Origin of the sequence: Actinomycetospora lutea (assembly GCF_028737205.1) — a bacterium.
Taxonomy (GTDB): domain Bacteria; phylum Actinomycetota; class Actinomycetes; order Mycobacteriales; family Pseudonocardiaceae; genus Actinomycetospora; species Actinomycetospora lutea.
In genome coordinates this window covers 23,408-49,741 of the sequence record NZ_JAQZAL010000039.1, presented here as the reverse complement: position 1 = coordinate 49,741, position 26,334 = coordinate 23,408, and the positions used below count along the sequence as shown (strand labels likewise).

Annotated in this window: 28 protein-coding genes and 1 pseudogene; 15 read left to right on the top strand and 14 right to left on the bottom strand. The window is 76.0% G+C overall.

The genetic code is table 11. The features are described from left to right. The 3 genes and pseudogenes from PHK61_RS28700 to PHK61_RS28690 all read right to left on the bottom strand — a co-directional run. Window positions 1-418 (bottom strand): annotated as a pseudogene (locus tag PHK61_RS28700) (ISH6 family transposase); the annotation flags it as partial. 83 nt (window positions 419-501) lie between these two features. Next, a complete protein-coding gene (locus PHK61_RS28695) occupies window positions 502-1,431 on the bottom strand; it encodes a DUF389 domain-containing protein (RefSeq protein ID WP_274284451.1) in 930 nt (309 codons plus the stop codon). A gap of 10 nt (window positions 1,432-1,441) precedes the next feature. Further along, complete coding sequence (locus tag PHK61_RS28690; RefSeq protein ID WP_274284450.1) at window positions 1,442-2,221, bottom strand: HemK2/MTQ2 family protein methyltransferase; 780 nt, start codon at window positions 2,219-2,221, stop codon at window positions 1,442-1,444. 157 nt (window positions 2,222-2,378) lie between these two features. Between PHK61_RS28690 and PHK61_RS28685 the strand changes: the two genes are divergently transcribed. After that, a complete protein-coding gene (locus PHK61_RS28685; protein ID WP_274284449.1) occupies window positions 2,379-3,368 on the top strand; it encodes an iron-containing redox enzyme family protein in 990 nt (329 codons plus the stop codon). Here PHK61_RS28685 and PHK61_RS28680 read toward each other — a convergent pair. The 6 genes from PHK61_RS28680 to PHK61_RS28655 form a co-directional block, all read right to left on the bottom strand. Next, window positions 3,305-3,571 carry a CDGSH iron-sulfur domain-containing protein gene (locus PHK61_RS28680; protein WP_274284448.1) on the bottom strand — a complete coding sequence of 89 codons (267 nt, stop codon included), beginning with the start codon at window positions 3,569-3,571 and terminating at the stop codon, window positions 3,305-3,307. The genes PHK61_RS28685 and PHK61_RS28680 overlap by 64 nt on opposite strands. A gap of 8 nt (window positions 3,572-3,579) precedes the next feature. Further along, on the bottom strand, window positions 3,580-4,239 hold the full coding sequence (locus tag PHK61_RS28675) for an alpha/beta fold hydrolase (RefSeq protein WP_274284447.1): 660 nt from the start codon (window positions 4,237-4,239) through the stop codon (window positions 3,580-3,582). Beyond that, entirely contained in the window at window positions 4,236-5,237 is a 1,002-nt protein-coding gene (locus PHK61_RS28670) for a LacI family DNA-binding transcriptional regulator (protein WP_274284446.1), read from the bottom strand. The genes PHK61_RS28675 and PHK61_RS28670 overlap by 4 nt, the downstream gene beginning before the upstream one ends. A 10-nt stretch (window positions 5,238-5,247) precedes the next feature. Then, a complete protein-coding gene (gene galK, locus PHK61_RS28665; protein ID WP_274284445.1) occupies window positions 5,248-6,405 on the bottom strand; it encodes a galactokinase in 1,158 nt (385 codons plus the stop codon). After that, on the bottom strand, window positions 6,402-7,388 hold the full coding sequence (gene galT, locus PHK61_RS28660) for a galactose-1-phosphate uridylyltransferase (RefSeq protein ID WP_274284444.1): 987 nt from the start codon (window positions 7,386-7,388) through the stop codon (window positions 6,402-6,404). The genes galK and galT overlap by 4 nt, the downstream gene beginning before the upstream one ends. 277 nt (window positions 7,389-7,665) lie before the next feature. Next, entirely contained in the window at window positions 7,666-8,052 is a 387-nt protein-coding gene (locus PHK61_RS28655; RefSeq protein ID WP_274284443.1) for a helix-turn-helix transcriptional regulator, read from the bottom strand. 168 nt (window positions 8,053-8,220) lie between these two features. On the opposite strand from PHK61_RS28655, the gene PHK61_RS28650 reads away from it, so the two are divergent. Both PHK61_RS28650 and PHK61_RS28645 read left to right on the top strand, forming a co-directional pair. Then, on the top strand, window positions 8,221-8,697 hold the full coding sequence (locus PHK61_RS28650) for a YbaK/EbsC family protein (RefSeq protein ID WP_274284442.1): 477 nt from the start codon (window positions 8,221-8,223) through the stop codon (window positions 8,695-8,697). A 296-nt stretch (window positions 8,698-8,993) separates the two neighbouring features. Then, window positions 8,994-9,176 carry a hypothetical protein gene (locus PHK61_RS28645; protein WP_274284441.1) on the top strand — a complete coding sequence of 61 codons (183 nt, stop codon included), beginning with the start codon at window positions 8,994-8,996 and terminating at the stop codon, window positions 9,174-9,176. A gap of 64 nt (window positions 9,177-9,240) precedes the next feature. On the opposite strand, the gene PHK61_RS28640 is transcribed toward PHK61_RS28645, so the two are convergent. Further along, the gene (locus PHK61_RS28640; RefSeq protein ID WP_274284440.1) at window positions 9,241-11,016 is read right to left on the bottom strand and encodes an ABC transporter ATP-binding protein; all 1,776 of its coding nucleotides are present in this window, start codon (window positions 11,014-11,016) and stop codon (window positions 9,241-9,243) included. Window positions 11,017-11,112: 96 nt separating this feature from the next. Here PHK61_RS28640 and PHK61_RS28635 point away from each other — a divergent pair, with 96 nt between their 5' ends. The 5 genes from PHK61_RS28635 to PHK61_RS28615 all read left to right on the top strand — a co-directional run bounded on the left by PHK61_RS28635 (window position 11,113) and on the right by PHK61_RS28615 (window position 14,567). Continuing rightward, on the top strand, window positions 11,113-11,526 hold the full coding sequence (locus PHK61_RS28635) for a MarR family winged helix-turn-helix transcriptional regulator (RefSeq protein WP_274284439.1): 414 nt from the start codon (window positions 11,113-11,115) through the stop codon (window positions 11,524-11,526). A gap of 109 nt (window positions 11,527-11,635) precedes the next feature. Then, window positions 11,636-12,451 (top strand): DUF4397 domain-containing protein, encoded by an 816-nt coding sequence (locus tag PHK61_RS28630; RefSeq protein WP_274284438.1) that lies wholly within the window; start codon window positions 11,636-11,638, stop codon window positions 12,449-12,451. 23 nt (window positions 12,452-12,474) lie between these two features. Continuing rightward, window positions 12,475-13,140 carry a class F sortase gene (locus tag PHK61_RS28625; protein ID WP_274284437.1) on the top strand — a complete coding sequence of 222 codons (666 nt, stop codon included), beginning with the start codon at window positions 12,475-12,477 and terminating at the stop codon, window positions 13,138-13,140. Between the two features lie 70 nt (window positions 13,141-13,210). Then, window positions 13,211-13,825 (top strand): RNA polymerase sigma factor, encoded by a 615-nt coding sequence (locus tag PHK61_RS28620; RefSeq protein WP_274284436.1) that lies wholly within the window; start codon window positions 13,211-13,213, stop codon window positions 13,823-13,825. Next, window positions 13,809-14,567: a cupin domain-containing protein gene (locus PHK61_RS28615; RefSeq protein WP_274284435.1), complete on the top strand. Its 759-nt coding sequence runs from the start codon at window positions 13,809-13,811 to the stop codon at window positions 14,565-14,567. Before PHK61_RS28620 ends, PHK61_RS28615 begins: the two co-directional genes overlap by 17 nt. An 11-nt stretch (window positions 14,568-14,578) precedes the next feature. On the opposite strand, the gene PHK61_RS28610 is transcribed toward PHK61_RS28615, so the two are convergent. Together PHK61_RS28610 and PHK61_RS28605 are read right to left on the bottom strand one after the other, a co-directional pair. Further along, on the bottom strand, window positions 14,579-15,448 hold the full coding sequence (locus PHK61_RS28610) for an alpha/beta fold hydrolase (protein WP_274284434.1): 870 nt from the start codon (window positions 15,446-15,448) through the stop codon (window positions 14,579-14,581). Window positions 15,449-15,515: 67 nt separating this feature from the next. Beyond that, window positions 15,516-15,989: a MarR family winged helix-turn-helix transcriptional regulator gene (locus PHK61_RS28605; protein WP_274284433.1), complete on the bottom strand. Its 474-nt coding sequence runs from the start codon at window positions 15,987-15,989 to the stop codon at window positions 15,516-15,518. Between the two features lie 77 nt (window positions 15,990-16,066). On the opposite strand from PHK61_RS28605, the gene PHK61_RS28600 reads away from it, so the two are divergent. Beyond that, complete coding sequence (locus tag PHK61_RS28600; protein WP_274284432.1) at window positions 16,067-16,468, top strand: DUF5313 family protein; 402 nt, start codon at window positions 16,067-16,069, stop codon at window positions 16,466-16,468. Here PHK61_RS28600 and PHK61_RS28595 read toward each other — a convergent pair. Next, the gene (locus tag PHK61_RS28595) at window positions 16,444-17,997 is read right to left on the bottom strand and encodes an MFS transporter (RefSeq protein WP_274284431.1); all 1,554 of its coding nucleotides are present in this window, start codon (window positions 17,995-17,997) and stop codon (window positions 16,444-16,446) included. The two genes, PHK61_RS28600 and PHK61_RS28595, sit on opposite strands and share 25 nt — an antisense overlap. A gap of 167 nt (window positions 17,998-18,164) precedes the next feature. On the opposite strand from PHK61_RS28595, the gene PHK61_RS28590 reads away from it, so the two are divergent. The 3 genes from PHK61_RS28590 (at window position 18,165) to PHK61_RS28580 (ending at window position 19,548) form a co-directional block, all read left to right on the top strand. After that, window positions 18,165-18,632, top strand: coding sequence for a DUF7144 family membrane protein (locus tag PHK61_RS28590; protein WP_274284430.1), 468 nt, complete (start codon window positions 18,165-18,167; stop codon window positions 18,630-18,632). Between the two features lie 95 nt (window positions 18,633-18,727). Next, window positions 18,728-19,288, top strand: a complete 561-nt coding sequence (locus PHK61_RS28585) for a potassium channel family protein (protein ID WP_274284429.1) — start codon at window positions 18,728-18,730, stop codon at window positions 19,286-19,288. Beyond that, window positions 19,285-19,548, top strand: coding sequence for a hypothetical protein (locus PHK61_RS28580; RefSeq protein ID WP_274284428.1), 264 nt, complete (start codon window positions 19,285-19,287; stop codon window positions 19,546-19,548). Before PHK61_RS28585 ends, PHK61_RS28580 begins: the two co-directional genes overlap by 4 nt. A 6-nt stretch (window positions 19,549-19,554) precedes the next feature. Here PHK61_RS28580 and PHK61_RS28575 read toward each other — a convergent pair whose 3' ends face one another. After that, entirely contained in the window at window positions 19,555-19,764 is a 210-nt protein-coding gene (locus PHK61_RS28575) for a hypothetical protein (protein WP_274284427.1), read from the bottom strand. 146 nt (window positions 19,765-19,910) lie between these two features. On the opposite strand from PHK61_RS28575, the gene PHK61_RS28570 reads away from it, so the two are divergent. The 3 genes from PHK61_RS28570 to PHK61_RS28560 all read left to right on the top strand — a co-directional run bounded on the left by PHK61_RS28570 (window position 19,911) and on the right by PHK61_RS28560 (window position 26,331). Further along, entirely contained in the window at window positions 19,911-22,277 is a 2,367-nt protein-coding gene (locus PHK61_RS28570) for an arylsulfatase (RefSeq protein ID WP_274284426.1), read from the top strand. 251 nt (window positions 22,278-22,528) lie between these two features. Beyond that, window positions 22,529-25,078, top strand: a complete 2,550-nt coding sequence (locus PHK61_RS28565) for a LuxR family transcriptional regulator (RefSeq protein WP_274284425.1) — start codon at window positions 22,529-22,531, stop codon at window positions 25,076-25,078. Beyond that, window positions 25,075-26,331 carry an MFS transporter gene (locus PHK61_RS28560; RefSeq protein ID WP_274284424.1) on the top strand — a complete coding sequence of 419 codons (1,257 nt, stop codon included), beginning with the start codon at window positions 25,075-25,077 and terminating at the stop codon, window positions 26,329-26,331. The genes PHK61_RS28565 and PHK61_RS28560 overlap by 4 nt, the downstream gene beginning before the upstream one ends. The last annotated feature ends 3 nt before the right edge of the window (window positions 26,332-26,334 follow it).

The window sequence follows — 26,334 nt, the reverse complement described above, 5'->3', positions numbered from 1 at the left end:
CCGCGAGCCGGTCGGTGCGGCGGCGCCCCGTGAGGTCGAGCATCAGCAGCAGCGGGGCGAACACTCGCCCGCAGTCGCGGCACCCCACGTTGGCCAGCTGCACGCGCACCACCCCGACCGAGGTGTCGATGCGGCGCGGGCGGGTGCGCTTGCCCTTGCGGGCGAAGTCCTGCATGACCCCGCACCCCGGGCACGCGAACGGTGCGGGCAGGCCCCGCACGGGCAGCCACCGCGGGCCGCACACGCGTTCGATGAGCCGGTCCTGGACCTGCTCCAACGACGCCGCCAGCGCCGCGGCCGGGACCTCCTCGCGCATCGCCACCGCCCACGCCTCGACCATCGACCAGCTCAAGGCTCCTGGACCTTCACCGAGATCGGGAACCTCGGCGCACAGCGTGACAGAGATCGAGGACGGCACAGGCGCTCCTCACAGCAGGCCGGAACCCACCAACCTCACCGCAAGATCTCTGGAATTCAACGCTGCGCCACGCTACCGATCCCTCAGGCGAGCGGGCGCCGGCCGCCGTGGTGGAGCCGGTCCTTGATCAGCACCACCGCGCCGCCGAGCACCACGACCAGCGCCATGTCGGCGCCCGTGCGCTGCAGCCCCTCCAGCGCGAGCGTCCAGTCGCCCGCGACGACGCCCACGCCGGCGAGCGCCGCCGCGGGCACGAGCGCCAGGGCGATCAGCGCCCCCGCGAGGACGGCCTCGCGGAACGACGTGATGATGACGAGCCCGGCGAGCGCACCGCCCGCCCCGACGAGCCAGTCGGCCACCGTCGGGTCGACCACCATGTGCACGCCCTCGCTCTTGGCCAGCATCTCGGGGCTGCCCATCCCCAGCGCGCGCAGCACGAGGAACGCGACACCTCCCGCCGCCGCGAGGACCAGGTAGCCCACGACGACCGACACCAGCGCGCGCCGGATCCGGTAGAGGTTGCCGCGCAGGATCGCCACCGCCAGCTTCGCGACCGGCTCGAACGCGGGCGCGATGATCGCCGACGCGGCCAGCGCGAGGGCCTGGGGCACGGGCGGCGAGAGCAGCCCGGCGACCGCGATCGCGCCGCCCAGGGCCATGAGCGCGAGGTAGTTCGTGCTCATGCGGCCGTGGTGGCGCAGGGTGCGCTCGAACTCCTCCCACGGGGACTCGTCGGCGTCGTCCTCGACGGCCTCCTGCATCCCGGTGGCGACGACGCTCTCGGTGCGCACGGTGGCCACGGTGATCGGGCCGTGCTCGCGGGCGTGCTCGACCGCGGCGAGGACGTCGTCGATCGACCGGTTGAGCACGTGCAGGCTCAGCACGTCGCCGGGCGGCTTCACCGAGCCGTCGCGCTGGTGGGTGAGGGCCAGCACGCCCTCGTGGGCCGACAGCTCGGCGACCAGGCCGTCGGCCGCGGCGGAGGGGAGGGTCAGGTCGATCTGGTGGTGCACGCCCGCCCCCTCAGCAACCGGCCGGGCGCACGGCCCGCACGACGACGAGCTCCTCGGTGCGCTGCTCCGGCGTGGCGAGGCCGCGCGCGCAGAGCAGCTCGCGGCGCTGGGTGAGCACCGGGCCGTACGGGTGCTCGTGGCGCGCGACGACCTCGGCGGACATGCCCCGCGAGTGCAGGCGCCGCACGGTCAGGGCCGGGTCGTTGAACGCGGAGTGCACGACGAGCAGGCGCCCGCCCTCGGTGAGCACGTCGGGGGCCTCGTCGCACACGCGGTCGAGCACGGCGCGCCCGTCGCGGCCGCCGTCGAAGGCGCGGGCCAGCCCGTGCACGGGCAGCTCGTCGGTCGCGGCCGGGACGTAGGGCGGGTTGGACACGACGACGTCGAACCGCTCCCGCGCCACCGGCGCGGTGAGGTCGCCGCGGCGCGTCCGGACCCGGCGCCCGTGCCGCAGGGCGTTGACCCGGGTCGAGAGCAGGGCGCGCCGGGAGAGGTCGACCGCCGTGACGTCGGTGCAGGGCACCCCGGCGGCCACGACCGACAGCGCGCCCGCGCCGGCCCCGAGCTCCAGGACGCGGCACGGCCCGGCGGCGCCGCAGCCGTGGTCGGCGAGCTCGGCGCGCAGGACGTCGGCGAGCAGCCAGGTGTCCCGCTGGACCGGGTAGACCCCGGGCACGCGGAAGACGCGGTGGTGCGGGCGGATGCCGGCGACCGGCTCCGGCATCGGTCCCGGCGCCGTGGTCCTCGGCTCGCTGGTGGCGTGGCGCGGGTCGGGCGCGACGGTGGTCATGGATCCGGCGTTACCCGGCCGTCGGCGCGCGGGAGCCCGTCGGACCGGGTCGCGGATCTCACGTGCGGGACGACGCTGGAGCGGCGATCCGATCGGGTACCACCTCGCCTTCCCCGACGTCCTCCCCGCACCGCCCGACCTCACCGAGGAGCGTTCCGTGACCGCCCTGCCCTCTGCCCGCGGACCGGTCTCGTCCGCCGTGATCGACGTCCTCGCCGGGCGCGGCAGCACGGCCGACCTGCCGCACCGACCCGACGGCGACCCGCTGGGCGACGACCTGCAGCTCGCCCTCTACTGCTGCTACGAGCTGCACTACCGCTCGTTCGACGGGGTCGCCGACGACCTCGAGTGGGACCCCGACCTGCTGCGCCTGCGGGCGCACCTCGAGGACCTGTTCTTGGCGGCCGTCCGCGCGGAGGTCGCGGGCGGCGACGACGTCGAGGCCGCGGTGGACGCGCTGCTCGTCGAGCCGACCGAGGGCACCGGGCCGTCGTGGCACCTCGCGCGCGACGGCGAGCGCTGGCAGCTCGACGAGTACGTCGCGCACCGCTCGATCTACCACCTCAAGGAGGCCGACCCGCAGGCCTGGGTGATCCCGCGCCTGGACGGGGTCGAGGGGCGGGCGAAGGCGTCGCTGATGACGGTCGAGCACGACGAGTACGGCGCCGGGCGCCCCGAGCGGGTGCACGCGCGGATCTACAGCGAGATGATGGCCGGCCTCGGCCTGGAGACCGCGTACGGCGCCTACCTCGACGTCGCGCCGGCGGCGACCCTGGCCACCGTCAACATCATGTCGCTGTTCGGGCTGCACCGGCGCTGGCGCGGGGCCTCGGTGGGCCAGTTCGCGCTCATCGAGGTCACCTCACCGCCCGGGGCGGCGCGGCTCGTCACGGCGATCGAGCGCCTGGGGCTGCCGGCCGAGGTCACGGCCTTCTACGCCGAGCACGTCGAGGCCGACGCCGTGCACGAGCAGCTGGTGCGCCGCGAGCTCCTCGCCGGACTGCTCGAGCGCGAGCCGGAGCTCGCCGCCGACGTCGTCCTGGGCATCCAGGCCTCGACGTGGCTCGAGGACCGGCTCGCCGATCAGCTGGTGGCGGCCTGGTCGGCCGGCGAGTCGTCGCTGCTGGCGGTGCCGGCGCCCGCCTGATCCTTCGCGGGCCGCACCTTGCGCCGGTGGCTGGTGTCGCAGAAGGGGTAGCGCTTGGTGCGCCGGCACGCGCACAGCGCGACCACCGGGCGCTCGCTGGTCACCGTGGTCCCGTCGGGGAGCTCGAGCTCGACGGGTCCCTCGACGAGGAACGGCCCGCCCTCGGTCATCGTGACGCGGGTGGGTCGTGACGGTGCGGCCATGGCGGCGACTACCCCGCCAACGCGACGCGACACACGCGCGCGAGCTCCTCGGGCCGCGTGAGGGGCACCATGTGCGCCCCGGCGCGCGTGGTCACCACCGTGATCCCGGGGCGGACGGCGGCGAGGTCGTCGATCCACGCGGACGGCGCGAGATGGTCGTGGGGACCGCGCACCACGAGGACGGGGAGGTCGGAGCCGGCGAGCGTCTCGCGCAGGTCGTGGCGCCGCGCCGCGCGCAGGGCCCGGGCGAAGCCGGACAGGCGCGTCGTGAGGTAGTCGCGCAGCATCGCCGGCACGCGTCGCGGGTCCTCGCGGGCCGCGGTGCGCAGCCAGCGGATCACCAGCGCGGGCCGGGGCGACATCCGCGGGTCCGCGGTCGGGCCGACCAGGACCGACCCGCGCACCGCGGCGGGGTGACGCCGCGCGGCCTCGGCGACGACCTGGCAGCTCGCCGAGTGCCCGAGCAGCACGACCGGGCCGTCCGCGAGCCCGTCCAGCCGGCGCACGAGGTCGTCGGCGGACGACGCGGGCGCGATCGGCCCCGGGCCGGCCGGGAGCCCGTAGGCGGGCAGGGCGACGACCGCCGTGCCGGCGAGGTGACGGGCGACGTCCCGCCACCCGCGCTCGGTCAGCCCGAGGCCGGGGACGGCGACCGCGACGGGGGTCACGCCGACCCGCGGACGACGAGCGTCGCGGGCAGGAGGCGGGGCTCGGGGGCCGGCGTCGCGCCGGTGTCGTCGCGCCGGGCCCGGACGACGGCGTCGAGGGTCTCGACCAGCGTGCGCCCCAGCTCGTACTTGTCGGTGTGCACGGTGGTCAGCGGCGGGTCGAGGTCGGCGGCGAGGGTGAGGTCGTCGTGGCCGACGACGGCGCAGTCGTCGGGGACGCGGCGCCCGCGCTCGCGCAGCGCGCGGATCGCGCCGACCGCCATGAGGTCGTTGAACGCGACCAGCGCGGTGACCTCCGGGTGCTCGCCGAGCAGCTGGGCGGCCGCGGCGGCGCCGCCCGTGATCGTCGGCGGGCCGGTGACGATCGGCGACCCGGGCGCGGCGGCCGCGGCGAACGCGTGGCGGCGGACGTGGTCGACGCCGACGGCGCCGTCGAGCATCCCGAGATGGCGGTGCCCCCGGGCGTGCAGGTGCTCGACGGCGAGACGGGTGCCGGTGGCGAAGTCGGAGGACACGCTCGCGACCGTCGGGGCGGGCGCGCGCCGGTCCGCGACGACCAGGGGCAGCCGGCGGTGCAGTGCGACGAGCTCCTCGTCGCCGAGCGCCTCGAAGAACCCGATGACGCCCTCCGCGCCCCCCTCGAGGATCTCGCGTGCCGCGGCCGACTCCCGCCCGGCGTGGGCGTCGGTGTTGTGCACGACCACCGAGAAACCGTGGGCCGCGGCGGCGTCGAACACCCCGCGGGCCACGGCCGGGAAGAAGGGGTTGGCGATGTCGGAGAGGATCACACCGAGCGTCCCGGCGCGCCGGGTGCGCATGCCGCGGGCGAACACGCTGGGCCGGTACTCGAGCTCCTCGATCGTCGCGAGCACCCGCCGCCGGGTGGCCGCGCTGATCTCGCCCTTGCCGTTCATCGCCCGCGACACGGTCTGGCGGGACACACCGGCGGCACGGGCGACGTCGTCGATGGTCACCCGGACCGACGGCTCGACCTCCACCGTGTCGACCCTAGTGCCGCGCGCCCGGAGCCCAGGGCTCGCGACGCGCGCCGCCGGCGGGGTGAACCTCGCGGACCACGGGCTCCGGGTGGCCGTCGTCGGCGGCGCGGCGCCGGACGGCCTCGCCGATGCTGTCGGCCGTCGTCGTCGGCGCGAGCACGAGCGCGCTGCCGCCGAAGCCGCCGCCGACCAGGCGCGCGCCGAGCGCCCCGTGCTCCAGCACCGCCTCGACGACCGCGTCGAGCGCGGGCACCGAGACCGCGAAGTCGTCGCGCAGCGAGGCGTGCGACGCGGTGAGCTCGGGGCCGACGTCGGCGGGGCGCTGCGTCCTGAGCAGCTCGACGACCCGGTGGACGCGGGCCTGCTCGGTGACGACGTGGCGGGCGCGGCGACGCAGCCTGCCGTCGAGCCGCCCGAGCATGTCCGGCGTCGCGTCGCGCAGCGCCGGCACCCCGAGGGCGTCGGCGGCCGCGACGCAGGCGGCGCGGCGATCGGCGTACCCGCCGTCGGCGAGGTCGTGGCGCACCCGCGTGTCGACGACGAGCGTCACCAGCCCGGCCTCGTCGAGACCGAGCGCCACGTCCTCGCCCTGCAGCGTGCGGCAGTCGAGCAGCAGCGCGGCCCCGTCGCGACAGAGCAGCGACGCCGCCTGGTCCATGATCCCGACGGGTGCGCCGACCACGTCGTTCTCGGCACGGCGCCCGGCGCGGGCGAGGGTGGCGCGGTCGAACGCCGCGCCGGAGAGCTCGGCGACGGCCAGGGCGACCGCGCACTCCAGCGCCGCCGACGACGACAGCCCGGCGCCGAGCGGGACGTCGCCGGCGACGACGAGGTCCCAGCCGTGCCGCCCCGGCAGCCCGGCATCGCGCAGCGCCCACAGCGTGCCGAGCGCGTAGGCCGACCAGCCGCGCGCCCGCGGGAGCGCCTCGAGGGTGGTGCTCACCGCGTCGCCCGGCTCCTGCGCCGACCGGACCGTGACGACGTCGTCGGCGCGGCGCCCGGCCGCGACCCGGCAGTGCCGGTCGATCGCGAAGGGCAGCACGTGGCCCTCGTTGTGGTCGGTGTGCTCGCCGATGAGGTTCACGCGGCCCGGCGCCGCGAACACGCCGTCGGGCTCGTGGCCGACGGCGTCGCGGAAGGTGGCGACGACGTCCTCGATCACGCTCACGCCGGCACCTCCACGTCCCGGCACGCCGCGCGGAGGCGCTCGGCGGCCACCTCGGGGGCGACGTCGGTGAGGAACGCCCCGCCGAACGTCTCCGACCCCGCCAGGTACTTGAGCTTGCCCCCGCCCCGGTGCGGCGGGCAGATCTCCAGGTGCAGGTGGGACACGTCGCGATCCTGGCCGTCGGTGGGCGCGGCGTGGAGGCCGAGCAGGTAGGAGGTGCTGGCGCCGAAGAACCGGTCGTAGCCGGCGAGCACGCGGGCCAGCACGCGGGCGAGGTCGGCGCGGGCCGGCGTGCTCAGCTCGGGCAGCGACGGGACGTGTGCGCGGGCCCAGATGTCGATCTCGTAGGGGAAGCGCGCCCACGGCGGTACCCCGGCCACGAAGTGCTCGCCGGCGACGACCTCGCGGGGGCCGCCGGCCTCGGCCGCAACGACGTCGCAGAACACGCAGCGCCCGGTCGCGTCGTGGTGGCGGCGGCCGGCGGCGATCTCGCGCGCCGGGCGCGGGGGTACGTCGGGGTAGGCGTAGATCTGCCCGTGGGGGTGGTGCAGCGTGACGCCGACCGCCTCGCCCTTGTTCTCGAAGGGGAGCACGTAGCGCACGCGGGGGTCGGCGCCGAGGTCGGCGACGCGGCGCGCCCAGGTCTCGACGAGCAGGTGCACCCGGGCGACGCCGACGTCGGCGAGGGTCGCGTCGTGGTCGTCGGTGAACACGACGACCTCGCAGTGCCCGTACGCCGGCTCGACGGGCACGAGGTCGGTGCCGGCGATCCCGGGCCCGGGCGGGTGCGGGGACAGCGACGGGAAGCGGTTGTCGAAGACCGCGATGTCGACGTGCTCGCGGGCGATCTCGGTCTCGGGGGCTCCCGGCCGCGTCGGACACAGGGGGCAGGCCGCGGCCGACGGCTTGTACGTCCGGTCCTGGCGGTGCGTCGCGAACGTGACCCACTCGCCGTGGGTGGGGTCGTAGCGCCGCTCGCTCACGTGTCCCCCGCGCCCCAGGAGAAGTAGCGGACGGTCCGGCCGTCGGCGAGCTGCTCGACGTCCTCCGCGACCGCCTCCTCCGGTTCCGGCGGCGACGCTGCGTGCTCGTCCAACGAACCCTCCCCCTCGACCCGGCCTTCCGCCGGTATCGGTCCCGTGAACCATCACGTTAACGTTCACGGACGGGAGGCGACAGGGTGATCGTGACGCCGGGGCGGGGCGAGGGCCGGGGCGGGCGCCGGCACCGAGCACCTGGCCAGGGGCGCCCCTCGCCCCTCTATCCGCGCGACGGTGCCCTTCGCTCAGAACCGGCACCCGTACCGGACTCCGCATCGGCGAGGCGGTGCATCGACGCCGCGAACGCGTCGGCGGCGCGGCGGCGGGCGGTCAGGGAGCGCGTGCCGGTCTCGGTGAGCCGGTAGCGGCGGGGGTCCCGGCTCGACCGGACGACGAGGCGGTTGCGGGCGAGCCGGTGCAGGGTCGGCACGATGCGCGAGTAGGGGACGTCGAGCACGTCACCGACCTGCGCGCGGATGACGTCCGCGACCTCTTCCTGTCGACGCGGGGCCTCGGCCAGGGCAGCGAGGACGAGCGCGTCGACCTGCCCGCGGTCGCGGATGCGGGCGCGCGGCACGGAGGCGCGGCGGGGAGCCGTCGTGGTCATGACCTGCAGGATTACCGCCGACCCACCCCTCTGACACTCCGCCGTCGGGCCGAGCGTGTTGACCTTCGCGGGGTACTTGCCCGCCGAGGGCCTCGGCGGCGCGGCGCCGCTGCCCTCGTCGCGGGAACCCGCTCGCCCGTGTGCGGACCGGGCCTAGCCTGCGCGCTCGTGACCACGGGCAGGGAAGCGGTACGGCGCGCGCTCGAGGACGCGGGGGCGCCGCGGGAGATCCGGACCTTCACCACGGCGGTCCCGTCGGCCGCGGCGGCCGCCGAGCAGCTGGGCTGCGAGGTCGGCGCGATCGCCAACAGCCTCGTCTTCACCGCCGGCGACGGGGTCGTGCTGGTGCTCGCGTTGGGCGCACACCGCGTCGACCTCGGCCGGGTCGCCGCGCACCTCGACGTCGCCAAGCGCCGCGTGAAGCGCGCCGACCCCGAGACCGTCGAGCGCGCGACCGGGCAGCGTCCCGGCGGTGTGGCGCCCGTCGGTCACCCGGCGCCGCTGCCCTGCGTCGTCGACGTCGCGCTCGCCGCGTTCCCGACGGTCTGGGCGGGCGCCGGCGACGAGCACTCGATGTTCCCGACGACCGCCGACGAGCTCGTGACGCTCACGGGCGGGACGCTGCTCGAGGTCGCCCCGGCCTGAGTTCCGGCGTGTCGCACCCGCGAGGATGTGGCGATCCTGGCGTCGAACGCCAGCAATGCCGCATCGCTCGCACTCCGGAGTGCGTCAGCGCGGTGTCGGTCACGCGGTCTCCCGCTCGTCCACGGGATCAGCCGCCGCTGGGCGGGGGTCACCGGGTCGTGCGGCGAGCCCCGTGCATCGTCCGCCGTACCGGGGCGTAGCATCGGTAGTGCGTCACTGGATCGATCCCGAACTGCTCGGGACGGGCCGGTCCGGCGACGCTCCCCGAACCACCCGCGACCCGAAGAAGGTTCGCCGTGACCGCCAGCACGACCCCGCAGTCCGAGGCCGACAGCGCACTCGACACCGAGATCGCCGAGCTGCGCCAGCTCCTCGACCGCCTCGACGGTCTGACCCACCAGGCGCGCACGCGCCTGCGCCGCATCGAGCAGCACCGCAACGGTGTCGACGCGCGCTGGATCGACCGGTCGCTGCGATAGACCAGGACGCCCCCGACGGCCCGCCCCGACGCGATCGGGGCGGGCCGACGTGTGTCCGGACCCGTCAGGCGGCCAGCGCCGCGTAGCGACCCTCGCGGTCGACGAGCTCGGCGTGGCTGCCGCTCTCGACGACCTGTCCGTGGTCGAGCACGGCGATGCGGTCGGCGTGCCGCACGGTCGAGAGGCGGTGGGCGATCGTCAGCGTCGTCCGGTGCCGCGCGAGGTCGTCGAGCGCGAGCTGCACGGCACGCTCGGTGCCGGTGTCCAGGGCGCTCGTGGCCTCGTCGAGGACGAGGACGCGCGGGTCGCGCAGCAGCGTGCGGGCGATCGCGATGCGCTGCTTCTCGCCGCGGGAGAACCGGTGGCCCCGGGCGCCGACGACGGTGTCGTAGCCGTCGGGCAGCGCCGCCACCATGTCGTGGATCCGCGCGGCCCGGGCGGCGGCCTCGATCTCCGCGTCGGTCGCCCCCGGCTTCGCGACCCGCAGGTTCTCGCGCACCGTGGTGTGCAGCAGGTAGGTCTCCTGGCTCACGACGCCGACGACGCGCGCGAGGTCGGCGAGGCGCATGTCGCGCAGGTCGACGCCGTCGATGGTGATCCGCCCGGCGTCGGGGTCGTGCAGCCGGGCGACGAGCGCGCCGAGCGTGGTCTTGCCCGACCCGGTCTCCCCCACCAGCGCCAGCGTCGTCCCCGCGGGGATGGTGAGGTCGACGCCGTCGACGGCGGGGCGGTCGCCGCCGGGGTGGGTGAAGCCGACGCCCTCGATCCGGACGTCGCCCCGGACGTCACCGAGCTCGACCGGGTGCTCGGGGTCCGCGATGTCGACGGCCAGGTCCTGGTACTCGAAGATCCGCGAGAAGAGGGCCAGCGAGCTGGCCACCTGCACGCCGACGTCGAGCAGGCCCGACAGCGGCCGGAAGACGCCCGCCTGCAGCGAGGTGAAGGCGACGAGCGTGCCGATCGAGAGCTGCCCGACCGTCCAGGGCAGGCCGGCGCCGAGGTAGATGAGGGCGGGGATCGCCGCGAAGACCACGCTCATCGTGGCCATGCGCCAGCGGCCGGCGAGCTGGGAGCGGATCTCGAGGTCGGTGAGGCGCGCCGAGGAGGCGGTGAACCGGTCGACGAGGGCGGGGCCGGTGCCGAGCGTGCGGTGCAGCGCGGCGGCGTCGACCGAGAGGCCCTCCTCGATGGTGACGTTGAGGTCGGCGAGCTCGCTCTGGCGCTTGGCGGTCAGCTCGCGGCGCATGCGCGCGACGCGGCGGCTGATCAGCACGGCCGGCGGCAGCACGACGAGCGTGACGAGCGAGAGCTGCCAGGACAGGGCGACCATCGCGACGGCGGTCGCGACGACGGTGGTGAGGTTGGCGGCGATCGACGTCGCGGTCGAGGTGACCACGGTCTGCATGCCGCCGATGTCGTTGGTGATGCGGGACTGCACCTCGCCGGTGCGGGTGCGCGTGAAGAAGCCCAGCGACTGGCGCTGCAGGTGGGCGAAGACGTCGGTGCGCAGCCGGTGCATGACGCGCTGCCCGACGCCGGTGGAGATCCAGGTCTGGACGACGCCGAGCACCGAGGTGACGGCGGCGACGCCGATCATCCCGCCGGCCAGCCACGCGAGCAGGGGCAGGTCGCGGTGCGGGAGCGCGTCGTCGATGACGGCACGCAGCAGGAACGGCGAGGCCATCCCGACGATCGACGAGGCGACGATGACGGCGACGACGAGCGCGAGCGGGCCGCGGTCGTGACGGAACAGGCGCGCGATGCGCCGCAGCGAGACGTGGCGAGCCTGCTCGGCCTCGAGCGCGCGCGTCTCGGGTGAGGGTGGCGTGGGGCGGGGCAAGGGGCGCCTCCTGGGGAGCGGGTCCGGCCACTGAGGTAAACTGCTGAGGTATCCTCAACATGAGGCTACAACAGCAAGCGCCCTACGGTATTCCCCGTGGAGGAGGACGGCTCGCTGGCCGACGCGTTCTGGCAGGTCGCCCGCCGGCTGCGCCACCAGTCGCGCGAGGCCCTCGCCCCGTGGGGCGTGTCGCTCTCCCAGCTGCGCGCGCTCGAGGTGCTGCTGCGCCACGGCCCGACCCGGTCCGGCGAGCTGGCCGAGCACCTGCGCATCGCGCCGCGCTCGGCCACCGAGGTCGTCGACGCGCTCGCCGAGCGGGGCCTGGTCGAGCGCCGCCCCGACCCCGCCGACCGGCGGGCCACCCAGGTCGTCGCCACCGACGCGGGCACCGAGCTCGGCGCCGCCGTGCGGGCGACGCGGGCCGCGGAGGCCGACCGCGTGTTCGCCGTCCTCGACGACGCCGAGCGCGCGGAGCTGCACCGCCTGCTGCGACGCCTCGCCGAGGGCTGAGCCCGCCGGCACCGGGCGCGCACGAAGGATCGCACCGGGGTGCATCCGTCCGCGGGGCCGGCGCCGTAGTGGGGGTGTCCGTCCGTTCCGCTCCGCTGGAGGAGAACCCATGCGCCGCCTGATCCGCGCCGCCGGAGGTGCCCTGATCGCGTCCGCGATCGTGCTCGGCACCGCCGGCGTCGCCAGCGCCCAGGAGACCGGCACCGTGTACGTCGTCCACGGCATCCCCGACACCCCCGTCGACGTCTACGTCGACGGCGAGCGTGCCCTCGACGACTTCGCGCCCGGGACCGTCCAGGGGCCGCTGGCCCTGCCGGCCGGCCCGCACGAGGTCAAGGTCTTCCCTGCCGACGCCGCCGACGACTCGGGGCAGGCCCTGCTCTCGGCGCAGGCCGAGGTGCCCGCCGGGGGCAACGTCACCCTCGCCGCCCACCTCTCCGCGCAGGGGCAGCCGACCATCTCGCCGCTGGTCAACGAGGTCGGTGAGGTGCCCGCCGGACAGGCCCGCGTCGTCGTCCGCCACCTCGCGGCGGCCCCGGCCGTCGACGTGCTCGCCGGCGGCCAGCCCGTGGTCCGCGGCCTGACCAACCCGAACCAGGAGGCGCTCGAGGTGCCCGCCGGCACCGTGTCGGCCGCCGTCGCCGCGGCCGGCACCACCGAGCCGGTCATCGGTCCGGCGGACCTGTCGCTGGAGGAGGGCACGACGACCTTCGTGCACGCCATCGGCTCGCTCGACCAGGACTCCCTGCAGCTCGTGACCTTCACGGTGTCCGGCGGCGACTCCGCGCCGCACGGCGTGCCCTCGGGCGCCCCGTCCGGTGCGCCGGCGTCGAGCCTGCCGCTCGGCTGGGCGGCGGCCTCGCTGCTCGGTGTCGGGCTCGTCGCGGTCTCGCTGGTGCGGCTGCGCACCGCGGGCCGGCGCTGAGCGATCCCACCCCGGATCGAGTGATGGCCCGGATCCTCCCCAGGCCGGCCGGGCGCGGCCCCGCCCTGGTCGGGCTGATCGTCGGCCTCGTGCTGGCGATCGGCCCGGCCTGGGTCGGGCTCGCGGACGTCCTCGCGGTCGGGGGTGCCGCTCCCCCGGCGACCCCGCCCGCCGCAGCCGGCCCGCCCCCGGGTGCGGCCCCGGTGACGACGGATCCGACCGCGCCGGCGCGCCCGGCACCGACGCCGGGCGCGCCGGTCCGGGTCCGCGCCCCGGCCATCGGCCTGGACGCCCCCGTGGTCTCCGTCGGCGTGCGCACCGACGGGCAGATGGAGGTGCCCGACCGGGTGGCCGACGTCGGGTGGTACCGCTTCGGCCCGACCCCGGGCGCCTCGACCGGGTCGGCGGTGCTGGCCGGCCACGTCGACGATCGCGTCCAGGGCGCGGGCGCCTTCGTCGACCTGGGCGGGCTGCGCCCGGGCGACGAGGTGACCGTCGACGCGCCGGGCGGTGCCGTCGTGCACCGGGTGCGCGAGGTCCGGACGTACAGCAAGGAGGCGCTGCCGGTCGCGGACCTGTTCCGGGAGACCGGCCCGTCACGTCTCGTGCTCGTCACCTGCGACGGGCCGTTCGACACCGACGCCGGCCGCTACCGGGACAACCTGGTGGTGGTCGCGGATCCGGGGTGAGGACGTGCGGCCGTCCGGCGGAGTTTCGTCCGCTTCCTCCGGGGCATCTCGAACGGGTGAGGAGTCCCCGGTGACCGACGGGATCGCGCCGTCCCCGCGCGCCGCCCCCGTCCCCGGGTCCCCCGTGTCCGACGACGACCGCATCGGTCGCGAGCTGTCCCGGGGCGAGCCCGGCGCGCTGCGCGAGGCCTACGACCGCCACGGCGGCTGGGTCCTCGCCGTCGCCCGCCGCAGCCTCGGGTCGCCGCAGGACGCCGAGGACGTCGCCCAGCAGGTCTTCGTCGACGCGTGGCGCGGCCGGGCGGGCTTCGACCCCGAGCGCGGCGCGCTCGGCGCCTGGCTGGCGGGCATCCTGCGCCGCCGCGTGGCCGACCGCCTCGGCGCCCGCGGGCGGGAGGCCCCGCCCGGTGCGCGCGCCGACGTCGCCGACGTCGAGCGCGACGAGGGCACGGTCGGGCCGTCCCTGGCCGACCAGGTGGTCGAGACCCTGCTCGTCGCCGACGAGCTCGCCCGGTTACCCGCCGACCAGGCGCGGGTACTGCGCCTGGCGGTGCTCGACGAGCTCACCCACCAGCAGGTCGCGGCGGCCACCGGGCTCCCGCTCGGTACCGTGAAGAGTCACCTGCGCCGGGGGCTCACCCGGCTGCGACGACGGTGGGAGGTCGACGGTGCACCCCACCGATGACCAGCTCACCGCCGCGGCACTGCCCGGGACGCCGGTCGACGCGGACGTCGCCGCCCACCTCGCCGCCTGCCCGGACTGCGCCGCGGAGGTGGAGGCCCTGCGCCGCACGACGGCGCACGCCCGCGACGCCATGACCCTGGACGCCGCGCCCCCGCCACCGCCGGAGCTGTGGGACGGCATCCTCTCCCGGCTCGGCGACGACGCCCCCGACACCGGCGCCGCGGGACATCCGACCCGCGGCCGCAACGGCCACCACGGCGCCCGCACCGGCGGCGGCACCCCCGACGACCGGCCCGCGCCCCCGCCCGCCCGGCCGGGCCGGTGGTTCGGGCGACCGGTCGCCGTCCTGGCCGCGGTCGCCGCGGTCGCGGCGGCCATCGCTCTCGTCGCCGCCGTGGTGACCGGTCCCTCCGGGCCCGGGAGCACGCCACCGCCCGAACGCATCACGCTCGTCGCGACGCGCGCCGGCGTCACCGGGGAGGTCGTCGGCGGTCCGGGCTCGATGCACGTCGAGGTGACGCTTCCCCAGCCCGCCCCGGCCGGTGCGGCCCTCGAGGTGTGGGACACCGGCGCGGGCGCCCCGCGCTCGCTGGGGGTGCTCCGTCCGACGAGCGCCGGGACGCACTGGGTCGGTGACCTCCCGGCGCCGTCCGCGGGCGGCATGCCGCCGCTGGACGTCTCCCTCCAGCCCGCGGGATCCGGCCCGGGGCACTCCGGGCAGAGCCTGGCCCACACGCCCTGAGCGGCCGGGGCTCACGCGCCGTCGAGGACCTCGCGCAACCTCACCGCGAACTCGTCGGGCTTGCCCGGCCAGCCGAACTCGCCGTCGAGGAACCCGCCGTGGTGGCTGGGGAAGACCACGGCCTCCTGCCCGAGCGCGGCGGCCGTGGCCCGGGCGGTGCGCGCGGTGTAGGTGTTGCCGGTCTCCTCGCCCACCGCGACGACGACGCGGGTGGGCGCCGTCCGCAGCGCGTCGACGTCGAGGCGGTGGTCGGTGACGGCCAGCGAGCGGTCCGAGAGCAGCGGGTCGTCGCGGGAACCGTCGTCCTCGGTGGGCATGCCGAACATCGCCGGGTCGGGCGCGGGCCGGGCGAAGTACTCGTCGGTGAACTCGCCCTCCCACGACCCCAGGGCCATGAACCCCGCCATGCCGTGACCCCAGCCCTTGGCCTGGTAGGCCTCGCGGAACTGCTTGCTCGCGCGGTCGGCGGCCTCGGCGTCGGGCAGGAGGCCGTTGATCGGCGGCTCGTGGGCCACGAGCGTCACGACGTCCTCGGGGTGGGCCGTCACGAGCTGCAGCCCGGTGACCGCTCCCCCGCTGCTGCCGAACACGTCGACGGGCCCGGCACCGAGCGCGCCGATGAGCGCGTGCAGGTCCTCGGCCTGGGTCTGCGGGGTGTTGTCGGTGCGCCCGTCGGTGCGGACGCTGCGCCCGAGGCCCCGCGGGTCGTAGGCGACCACGGTGCGGTCGGAGAAGCGCGCGGCCAGGGCGCGGAAGCCGCTCGCGTCCATCGGCTGGCCGATCATGAGGAGGACGGGACGACCGTCGGCCGGCGGGAGCGGGCCGTACACGTCGTACGCGATCTCGGCGCCGTCCACGGGGAGGACCTTCGTCTCGGCCACGGCGAGTCCTTTCGCAGTACAGTTCTCGAACCAAGGAGTTGTAGCTTCGCTTTCAACCGGGAGGTTGTCAAGCACGTCCCTGCGCCCGCCGGGCCGCCGCGATGACCTCGGTGAGCGACGCGTGCAGCTCGCGCAGCTCGGGGACCTCCATGGCGAGGCGCTCCACGATCGCCGGCGGGATGCGCTCCGCCTGCTCGCGCAGCGCCACGCCGGCGGGCGTCAGGCGCACGGCGAGGGAGCGCTCGTCGCCGCGGTCGCGCCCGCGGGTGAGGTAGCCGGCGGCCTCGAGGCGCTTGAGCAGCGGCGACAGGGTGCCGGGGTCGAGCTCGAGGCGGCGGCCGAGCTCGGTGACCGACAGGGGGGCCTCCTGCCACAGCGCGAGCATCACCAGGTACTGCGGATGCGTGAGGTTCATCGGCTCGAGCAGCGGCCGGTACACGGAGATCACCGTGCGCGCGGCCACCGCCAGGGCGAAGCAGACCTGGTTCTCCAGGGCCAGCGGGTCGATGTCGTCGAGCGTCTCCACCGCGGTGTCGTCCATCCCACTCCTCCTCCACACCGGATGGCACCCATACTATTGGTGTGCAAACCGTTGGGGTACCAAGCAAGGAGGCCGACGTGCCCGTCCGCCGCCCGAACCCCCTGCAGTGGCTCTGGTACGCCTACGGCGGCGGCCTCCCGGAGCGCCACGCCTCGTGGGTGCTGCACGACACCACCACCCGCACCTGGTGGCTGCGCCACGTGCTGCGCGCCGTCGCGCAGATCGCGCCGATCGTCATCGCGATCATCGTGTTCGTGCCCGGCCCGCTGTGGCTGCGGACGATGTGCGCCCTCGGCGGCGCGATCATGGGCCTGATCTTCTCGGTCAGCTACCTGCACGAGACCGCCGAGCACCGCCTGGTCAAGGCGGGCTACCCCGCCGGCACCGGACCCGCGACGCGGGCCGAGCGCACCGCCGACCGGGACGCCGCGGCGGCCGAGCGCTACGCCGCGCGCTACCGGACCCCGCCCGACGCCTGACCCGAGCGGCCGGCCCCGCCGGCCCCGCCTGCCCCGCCGGCGACGGCCGCGATCCCCTCGTCGGTCACCGGGATCGTGTGGCTGGTGGCGGCGGCCGCCGCGGCCAGCTCCACCGCCTTCGGACGCCCGCGCCGCCCCGCCCGGCGGGCCAGCGGGATGCCGAGCACGGAGACCACGGCCAGGGCGATGCAGGCCCGCGACAGGGCCGTGGCCAGCGCCTCGCCCGCCGGGACGCCGCCCGTGAGCTGCTCGGTGTTCACCGAGGCGTAGATCCCCGCGACGACAGCGGTCATCACCGCACCGCCGACGTAGCGCGCCATGTTCGAGATGCCCGAGGCGGCCCCGACCTGCGCGGGCGGCACCGACGCCGTCGCCGCCGACGAGGCCGGGCCGTTCGACAGGCCCAGCCCGACCGCGATGGCGAGCAGGGCCGGCAGGAACGTGAGGTAGGACCACGAGACCCGCACGAAGGCGAGCATGACGAAGCCCGCGGTGACGAGGACGAAGCCCGCCACCACGATCGGCCGCCCGCCGAACCGGTTCGCGAGCGGGGTGATGGCGGGCGCCGTGAGGATGACGACCAGCGCCAGCGGCAGCGTCGCGAGCCCGGCCTGCAGGCTCGTCATCCCGAAGGTCGACGGGTCCTGGAAGTAGAGGCTGATGAGGAACGAGAGGCCCGCGATGGCGCCCGCCCCGATGAGGATCGCGATGGTCGAGCCCACCAGCATGATGTTGCGCAGGAGCGCGAGGTCCACCAGCGGGGCGGCCACGCGCCGCTCGACGACCACGAAGCCGACCGTGGCGAGCACCGAGATCGCGAGGCAGCCGAGCGTCGCGACCGAGAACCAGCCCCAGGTCGACCCCATCGTCACCGCGAAGACGAACGGCGCGAGGATCGCGGCCACGAGGGCGGTGCCGGCGTAGTCGACCGAGCGCGGGCGGTCGGGGTCGCGGGACTCGCCCACGGTGGTCAGCACCCACGGGATGCAGATCGCGGCGATGACGGCGTCGATCCAGAACAGGCCCTGCCACCCGGTGGCCTCGGCGAGCACGCCGCCCACCACGGGGCCCGCCGCCGCGCCCGCGGCCGAGGCCGCGCCCCAGAGGGACACCGCGCGCAACCGGGCGGGACCCTCCGTCGCCACCGAGAGCAGGCAGAGCCCGGTCGCGAGGATCGCCGCGCCGGCCGCCCCCTGGATCAGGCGCCCGATCACGACCATCTCGCCCACCCGGGCGAGCGCGATGAGCGCGCACGACGCCACGAACAGCACGAGGCCCGCGACGAACAGGCGGCGCCGGCCGAAGACGTCGCCCAGCGCCCCGGTCGTGACGATGGTGGCCGCGCCGACCAGCAGGTAGCCGGTGACCGCCCACTGCAGCATCGCGATCGGCGCGCCGAGGTCGGCGCTGATCGACGGCAGCAGGATGCTCACGGCCGAGGTGTTGGCGTTGACCACGAACGTCGACAGGCAGGTCACCCCGATCACGCTCGCCGCTCCGCGGTGCGCCGGCGCCGTGGTGTCGGTCATCCCGCGAGCCTGCGTAGCGGCCCGCCGGTCCGCCTCATCCCCCGTGGGTGATCGCGGCCGCAGGGGCCGTCCGGACACGGCGATCTCATCCGGTTCGGGTGAGGTCCGCGGCCGCCACCGGGGGCAACGTCCCGGTACAGCCATCCGACTCGTGTCTGGAGACGACCATGACCGAACAGCAGATCCCGTCACAGATGTCGGGGCCGTCGGTGTCCGCGCCCCGCTCGAACGGGGCGTCCGCCCCGGCCCCCTCCCCCGCCTGGACGGGCTGGGTCCGCTTCGGCGGCGTGGTGATGACGATCATCGGCGGGTTCGCGGTGATCGAGGGCTTCTTCGCGCTGTTCTCGCCGACCTACGTGACCCTCGCCGGCGGGAGCGTCCTGCTGTTCGACCTGACCGCGTGGGGCTGGATCCACATCCTGCTCGGCGTGCTGGTGCTGGCCACCGGCCTCGCCCTGCTGGGCGGCGCGCCGAACTGGGCCCGCGGGACCGGCATCGTCCTGCTGGCGCTCAACACGATCGTGCAGCTCGCGTTCATGCCGGCCTATCCGTTCTGGTCGATCGTCATGATCGTGCTGGATATCGTCGTCATCTACGCGCTGATGGTGACGTGGGACGACGCCGCCGACTACTGACCGACGCCCGCCCCACACGCCGCGGAGGGGACGTGTGAGCGAGGCCCGCCCGGACACCGGGCGGGCCTCGTCCGCGCCGACGGGAGGGAGCGGACGTGGCCACGGAGACGGACTCGCCGTCGACCGGCCGGATCGTGCTGGTCCTGGTGCGCTCCGTGGTGACGATCGCGCTGCTCGTGTTCGTGTACTCCGTCGCGCCGCTGCGCCCCCAGGACAACGCGGGGACGGCCGTCCTGTTCTTCGCCGGGTTCACCGCGCTGATCGTGATGATCGGCTGGCAGCTGCGCGCGATCGTGGTGAAGGCCCGCTACCCGGGGCTGCGGGCGGTCGAGGCCTTCGCCAGCTCGATCTCGCTGTTCCTGCTGCTGTTCGCCGCGACGTACGTGGTGATCGAGGCGGCCCGGCCCGGGATGTTCTCCCAGCCCCTGACGCGGATCGACGCCCTCTACTTCACCATCACCGTGTTCGCGACCGTCGGGTTCGGCGACATCACCCCCGTCGGGCAGACCGCGCGGATGCTGGTGACCATCCAGATGGTCGCCGACCTGCTCGTGCTCGGGCTCCTCGTGAACTCGATCATCGAGGCCGTCCGGCGCGGCCGGTCGCGTCGCGGCACCCTGCCCCACCACCCCGCCCCCGAGGAGCCGACGCCGTGACCGCACCCGAGACCGCACCCGGGACCGCACCGGGGAAGGCCCCCGAGCAGGCCGGCTGGCACGTCGACGTGCCCCTCCTCGGCCCGGTCGGCTGGCCGCCCACCGGCTCGCTCGCCTTCGTCGTGGTGCTGGGCGGGCTCGCCGCGGCGGAGGTCATCGCCTGGCCGGTGGCGATCGCCGTCGGCGTCGGGCACGTGTTCGCCCGCGACCACGACCACCGGCTGGTCCGCGAGGTCGGCGAGGGGCTCGAGGTCGCCTGACCCCGGTCAGGCGTCGGGCAGCGGGTGCGCCGAGACGACCGTCAGTCCGAGCAGGTGGAGCTGCTCGAGGATGCCGTGCAGGTGCGCGTCGTCGATCACCGCGCCCCGCAGCACCGCCCCGGGCCGGATCTCCTGCACGTCCATGTCGCAGAAGGCCTCGCGGGCCTGCGCGGGCAGGCTCCCGTCGACGCGGAACTCGTAGATCCGGTCCGTCATTGAGGGCCTCCCGTTCTCGCGGTCCCCCGAGCCTGCTGCCCGGCACGGGACCCGCCCTCACCCGTCGAGGATGGTCCCGGACACGGCGACGTCGTTCATCCCCTCCGGGTGATCCCACCCGCGCGACCGGGCACGACGGTCGGGCCATGAGCGCGCCCGATCGCCACGCCCGCACGATGCTGCCGGTCCCGGACCGGCCGGTGCCGAGGCTGACCACCTACGACGCGAAGGACCCCGACACGTCCTTCGCGCCGGTCGAGCCCCTCCTGCCGCCCCGGGGCGCCCCGAACGTGGTCGTGGTGCTGCTCGACGACGTGGGGTTCGGGGCCTCGTCGACGTTCGGCGGCCCGTGCCGCACCCCCACCGCCGACCGTCTCGCGGCCCGCGGCCTGCGCTACAACCGCTTCCACACCACGGCCCTGTGCGCGCCCACGCGCCAGGCGCTGCTGACCGGGCGCAACCACCACTCCGTGGGCATGGGCAGCATCACCGAGACCGCCACCTCGGCGCCGGGATACACCTCGCTGCGGCCGAACACCAAGGCGCCGCTGGCGATGACGCTCAAGCTCAACGGCTACTCCACCGCCCAGTTCGGCAAGTGCCACGAGGTGCCGGTCTGGCAGTCGTCGCCCGTGGGACCGTTCGAGGCCTGGCCGTCGGGCGGCGGCGGGTTCGAGACGTTCTACGGGTTCATCGGCGGCGAGAACAACCAGTGGGAGCCGTCCCTGTACGACGGCACGACCCCGGTGGAGCCCCCGCGGACCCCGGAGGAGGGCTACCACCTCACCGAGGACCTCGCCGACCGCGCCACGAACTGGATGCGTCAGCAGAAGGCGCTCACGCCCGAGCGGCCGTTCTTCGTCTACTTCGCGCCGGGCGCGACACACGCGCCCCACCACGTGCCCCGGGAGTGGGCCGACCGCTACCGCGGGGAGTTCGACGACGGGTGGGACGCGGCGCGCGAGCGCACGTTCGCCCGTCAGCGGGAGGCCGGGATGATCCCGGCGGGCGCCGGACTGACCGCGCGGCACGACGAGATCCCGGCCTGGGACGCCATGCCCGAGGAGCTCAAGCCCGTCCTGGCGCGTCAGATGGAGGTCTACGCCGGCTTCCTCGAGCACACCGACCACCAGGTCGGCCGGTTGGTCGACACCCTCGAGGACCTGGGGATCCTCGACGACACGCTGATCTTCTACATCATCGGCGACAACGGGGCGTCCGCCGAGGGCACGATCACCGGCGCGTTCAACGAGATGGCCAACTTCAACGGGATGGCCGCGCTCGAGACCACGGAATTCCTGCGCAGCAAGATGGACGAGTTCGGGTCCCCCGAGTCCTACAACCACTACGCGGTGGGCTGGGCCTGGGCGATGAACACGCCCTTCCAGTGGACCAAGCAGGTGGCCTCGCACTGGGGCGGCACGCGCAACGGCACGATCGTCCACTGGCCCGGCGGCACCACGGGTGGCGGGCTGCGCTCGCAGTTCACCCACGTCATCGACCTCGCCCCGACCGTGCTCGAGGCCGCCGGAATCCCCGAGCCGACGATGGTCAACGGCGTGCAGCAGTCCCCGATGGAGGGGACGAGCATGCTGTACACGTTCGCCGACCCGGACGCCCCCGAGCGTCACGACCTGCAGTACTTCGAGATGTTCGGCAACCGGGGCATCTACCACCGAGGATGGAGCGCGGTCACCAAGCACCGGACGCCCTGGCTGATGACGGGCCACCAGCCGCCGCCTTTCGACGACGACGTCTGGGAGCTCTACGACGGGACCAGCGACTACAGCCAGGTCCGTGACCTCGCCGCCGACCAGCCCGAGGTGCTCGCCCGCCTGCAGCGGCTCTGGCTGATCGAGGCCACGAAGTACGGCGTGCTCCCGCTCGACGACCGCACCGCGGATCGCATCGAGCCGTCGATGGCCGGGCGGCCGACCCTGATCCGCGGCACCTCCCAGCTGTTCTTCCCCGGCATGGGGCGGCTGTCCGAGAACAGCGTCCTGTCGGTCAAGAACCGCTCGTTCAGCGTGACCGCCGAGATCGACGTCCCCGTCGACGGGGCACGGGGCGTGGTCATCGCGCAGGGCGGCCGGTTCGGGGGATGGTCGGTCCATCTCCACGAGGGCCGGCTGACGTTCTGCTACAACGTGCTCGGCATCCAGATCTTCACCGCGCGTGCCGACGATCCCGTGCCGGGCGGCGTGCACCAGGTGCGAGCCGAGTTCGCCTACGACGGCGGCGGGCTGGCCCGGGGCGGGAACGTGTCGCTGTTCGTCGGCGGCACCGCGGCCGGCACCGGGCGCGTGGAGATGACCCAGCCGATGGTCTTCTCGGCCGACGAGACGACCGACGTCGGCCGCGACGAGGGCACGCCGGTCAGCCCCGACCACACCGGCCCGGAGAGCCGGTTCACCGGCCGCATCCACTGGGTGCAGCTCGACGTCGGCAAGGACGACCACGACCACTTCCTCGATCCCGAGGAACGGCTCCGCGTCGCGCTCGCCCGGCAGTAGACGGGGGCGGTGGCGCCGTCGGGTCGCGGGCAACCGGACCCACCGTGACCGGGCGCTTCCGGGCCGTCGCGAGCTGCTCCGAACGTTCGTGCCGGTGCGGCCGGAGGCCGCGAGGATCGGGGACGTTGTCCGCTATCCGGAAGACGAAACAGATCCTATCGTGACCAGGGTCAGCGTCTTCCCCGCGAGCAGCCGCGGGCGCGGACGACCTCTCACCGGCGCGGCGGCGCGCCGTCACCCGAGGACGCCGCATGGTCCACGTCCCCCGGTCGAGGACCGGTCCTCCCCCGCCACCGGACGGCCACGTCCGACGCCGGGCGCTGGAGGTTGTCCTCGACCGGGGACAGGACCGCGACCTCGTGCTGCTCTCGGCGCCGCCGGGCTTCGGCAAGACCACGCTGCTGGCCTCGTGGGTCGGCGACGACCACGGGCAGGCCACGGCCTGGGTGTGCCTCGAGCCCGAGGACCGCGACCCGCGACGGTTCTGGAGCGCGGTCCTCGAGGCGCTGGCGGCCCTGTCGGTAGTGCCGGCCTCCAGCAGGCTCCACCGGTTGACCGTGTCCCGCTCGACGGTGGCGGCCGAGTTCCTCGCCGAGCTGACCGAGGCGCTCGCGGCCCTGCCGTCGCCGGTGCGGCTGGTGCTCGACGACGTGCAGCACCTCGCCGACCCGCTCTCGCGGCAGGGGCTGGCGATGCTCCTGCGCGACGCGGGCGACCGCCTCCGGCTCGTCGTGGCGGGCCGGCGGGACCCTCCGCTGCCGCTGCCGCGCCTGCGGATGGAGGAGCGCGTCACCGAGCTGCGCGCCGACCAGCTGCAGTTCACGCCCGAGGAGTCGGCGGCGTTGTTGACCGCTTGCGGCCTCGACCTCGCACCCGCCCGGGTCGCCGAGCTGCACGACCGCACCGGCGGGTGGGTCGCCGGCCTGCGCCTCGCCGCGCTGTCGCTGCGCGACCACCCCGACCCCGACCGCTTCCTCGAGGGCTTCTCGGGCGACGACCGCCCGGTCGCCGACTACCTGGTGGACGAGGTCCTCGCCGGGCTCGGGGACGTGCAGCGCGACGTCCTGCGGCGGATCAGCGTCGCGCGCGGGGTACCGTCCGCGCTCGCCGGGCGCCTCACGGGCCGGGAGGACGCGGCCGAGCTGCTCGACGACCTCGCGCGCACCACCGGGCTTGTCGCCGGCAGCGGCGCCCCGGGCGACCCCTACCGCCTGCCGGAGCTCCTGCGCTCCCATCTCGTCGCCGACCTCGGGCGGCGGGGACTGGCGCTGGTCGAGGAGCTCGACACGGTGGCGGCGGCGTGGTGGTCGGAGCAGGGCGAGCCGGTCGAGGCCCTCCGGCACGCCGCCCGGACCCGCGACCCCGCGCTGCTCGCCGACCTCGTCGGGCGCTGGGGCCCCCGCCTCGCCGGGCGCGGGGACCACGATGCCCTGGCGGCCGCCCTGGCCGCGGCACCGCAGGCTCCCCCGGACGCCCGCCTCGCGACCGCCGCGGCCCAGGTGCACCTCGTGCGCGGCGATCACGCGGGCGTGCGGGAGGCCCTGCGGCGGGCGCACCGCGCCGGGGACGCGGCCGGGGACGACGCCACGGCCTTCCGGACGGCCACCGAGCGCATCGTCGGGCGCCGGCTCCCGGTCTCGCCCGCCGAGCCCGTGCCCGCCGACCCGGTGCTGGCCGCGCACGTGCGGATCGGGCGCGGCGCCGCCGCGCTGCTCGCCGACGACGCCGCCCGCGCCCGCGCCGAGCTCGGGTCCGGGCTCGCGCTCGCCCACCGCCACGGGCTCGACGTCCTCACGCTGCGCGGGCGGTGCCTGCTCGCCGTCGCGCTGTGGACCGCCGGGGACGTGCCGCGGGCGCGGGTCGCGGCCGACCGGGCCCTCGCCGGCCCGGACGCGGACGGGCCGGGCGGCGCGCCCTGGGCGGCGGCGGCCCGGGCGGTCGTCGCCCACGCGGCCCTGCTGGGCGGCGATCCCGCGGCGGCGGAGGCCGCGGCGAGCCCGACCCCGGAGCCGGTCGCCGCCGTGCGGTTCGCGCGGCGCTGCGCCCGGGGCGGCGTCGCCTTCGACCTCGGGGAGCGCACGGCCGGCCTGCTCGAGCTGCAGGCGGCCCGCGCCGAGCTCGGCGACGTCGCGGTCCCGGGTGCCCTCGCGGTCACGGCGGCGCTCCTCGAGCACCGGGCCGCGGTCGCGCTGGGCCACCCCACCGCGGCGGGCGCGGTCGCGGCCTGGCTCGCCGCGCGCCGGCCGGCGAGCCCCGCCCTCGCCCTGATGCGCGGGTGGAGCGCGGTCGCGGCCGGCGACCACGCCGTCGCCCGCGAGGCGGTCGCGCCCCTGGTCGCCCGGCGCCCGCGACCGACCCCGGACGCCCTCGACGTCGAGGCCTGGCTGCTGGAGAGCGCGGGACGCCTGGCGCGCCACGACCGGCCCGGCGCCCGCGCCGCGGCCCGCCACGCCGTGGACCTCGCCGAGCCGGTCGGCGTCCTGCGGCCCTTCGCCCATGCCGCGGCCCCGGTGCGCGCGCTGCTGGTGGACGAGCTCGCGGCCGGCGCGCCGCGGGCCGCGTTCGTCGCGCGGGCCCTCGCCGCCGGCGCGACGTCGCCCGCCGGGATCGCGCTCAGCGGCCGGGAGCACGACGTCCTGGCCCGCCTGCCCTCGCTGGAGAGCCTCGACGAGATCGCGGACGACCTCGCCGTCTCCATCAACACGATCAAGACCCACGTGCGCGCCCTCTACGGCAAGCTCGGCGTCACGACCCGGAGGGACGCCGTGCTCGTCGCGCACGAGCAGGGCCTCCTCGGATGAGCGGGCCCCGTCCGGGGCCCTCGCCCCGGTCCGTCCTGGTGCTGCTCACCGCGCTGATGCTCGTCGACTTCGCCGACCGCCAGGTCCTCGTCGCCGCGTTCCCGTACCTCCGCGGGGAGTGGGGCCTCGACGACACGACCCTGGGCGCGCTGGTCGCCGTCGTGACGCTCGCGGTCGGTCTCGGCGCCCTGCCGGTCGCCGCGCTCGTGGACCGGTGGAGCCGCGTGCGGGCGATCGCGCTCATGGGCACGGTGTGGAGCGCGGCGGCGGCGGCCTCCGCGGTCGCGGCGAGCCCGGTAGCGCTGTTCGCGGCCCGGATCGGGGTCGGGGCGGGCGAGGCGGGCTACGGGCCGGCCGGCGGCGCGCTGCTCGCGACGCTGTTCCCGGAACGGCGGCGGGCCGCGGTGCTCGGCGTGTTCCAGGCCGCCGGCCCGCTCGGCACCGTCGTGGGGATGGCGCTGGGCAGCGCGATCGCGGCGCAGTGGGGCTGGCGGTGGGCCGTCGGGATCCTCGCCGTGCCCGGTGTGCTGCTCGCGCTCGCCGTCCTGCGGGTCCGCGACTACCCGACCGTGCACGCGGTCCCGCGCGGTCCCCGGGCCGTGGCCGGCGTGCTGCGCACGCGCACCGTCGTCGCCGCCGTCACCGGCATGGTGCTGGTGCTCGTGGTCGCCTCGTCGCTGTACACGTGGCTGCCGACGCACTTCGAGCGCAGCCTGCTGCTCTCCCCCGCGCAGGCCGGCGGGCTCGCCGCGGTCGTGGTGCTCGCCGGGGTGGGCGGCACCGCCGGCGCCGCGGTGCTCGCCGACCGTGCGGCCCGCCGCGACCCGGCCGCGCGGCTGCGCACCCCGGTGCTCGCGGGCACCGCCGCGAGCGCCCTGCTCGTCCCGGCGTTCGCGGTCGTGCCCGCGGGCCCCGCGCAGATCGGGCTGGTGGTGCTCGGGTCGGCGGCGGTGACGGCGGCCGTCGGGCCCGCCGCGGCGGCCGTGGTGGACGTGACCCACCGCGGGGTGCGGGCGACGGCGATCTCCGTGCTCGTCGTGGCGCAGAACCTCCTCGGGCTGACCGTCGGCCCCGTCCTCACCGGCGCCCTGGCCGACACGGTCGACCTCACGACCGCGCTGGCCCTGGTGGCGGTCCTCGGCCTGGCCGCGGCCGCCGCCTTCGGGGCGGCGATGCGCTCCTACCCCGGCGACCGGGCCGGCGTCGGGTCCCCCGCCCCGGGCGCACGCCCGGTCGCCGAGGCCGGGGGGTAGGTC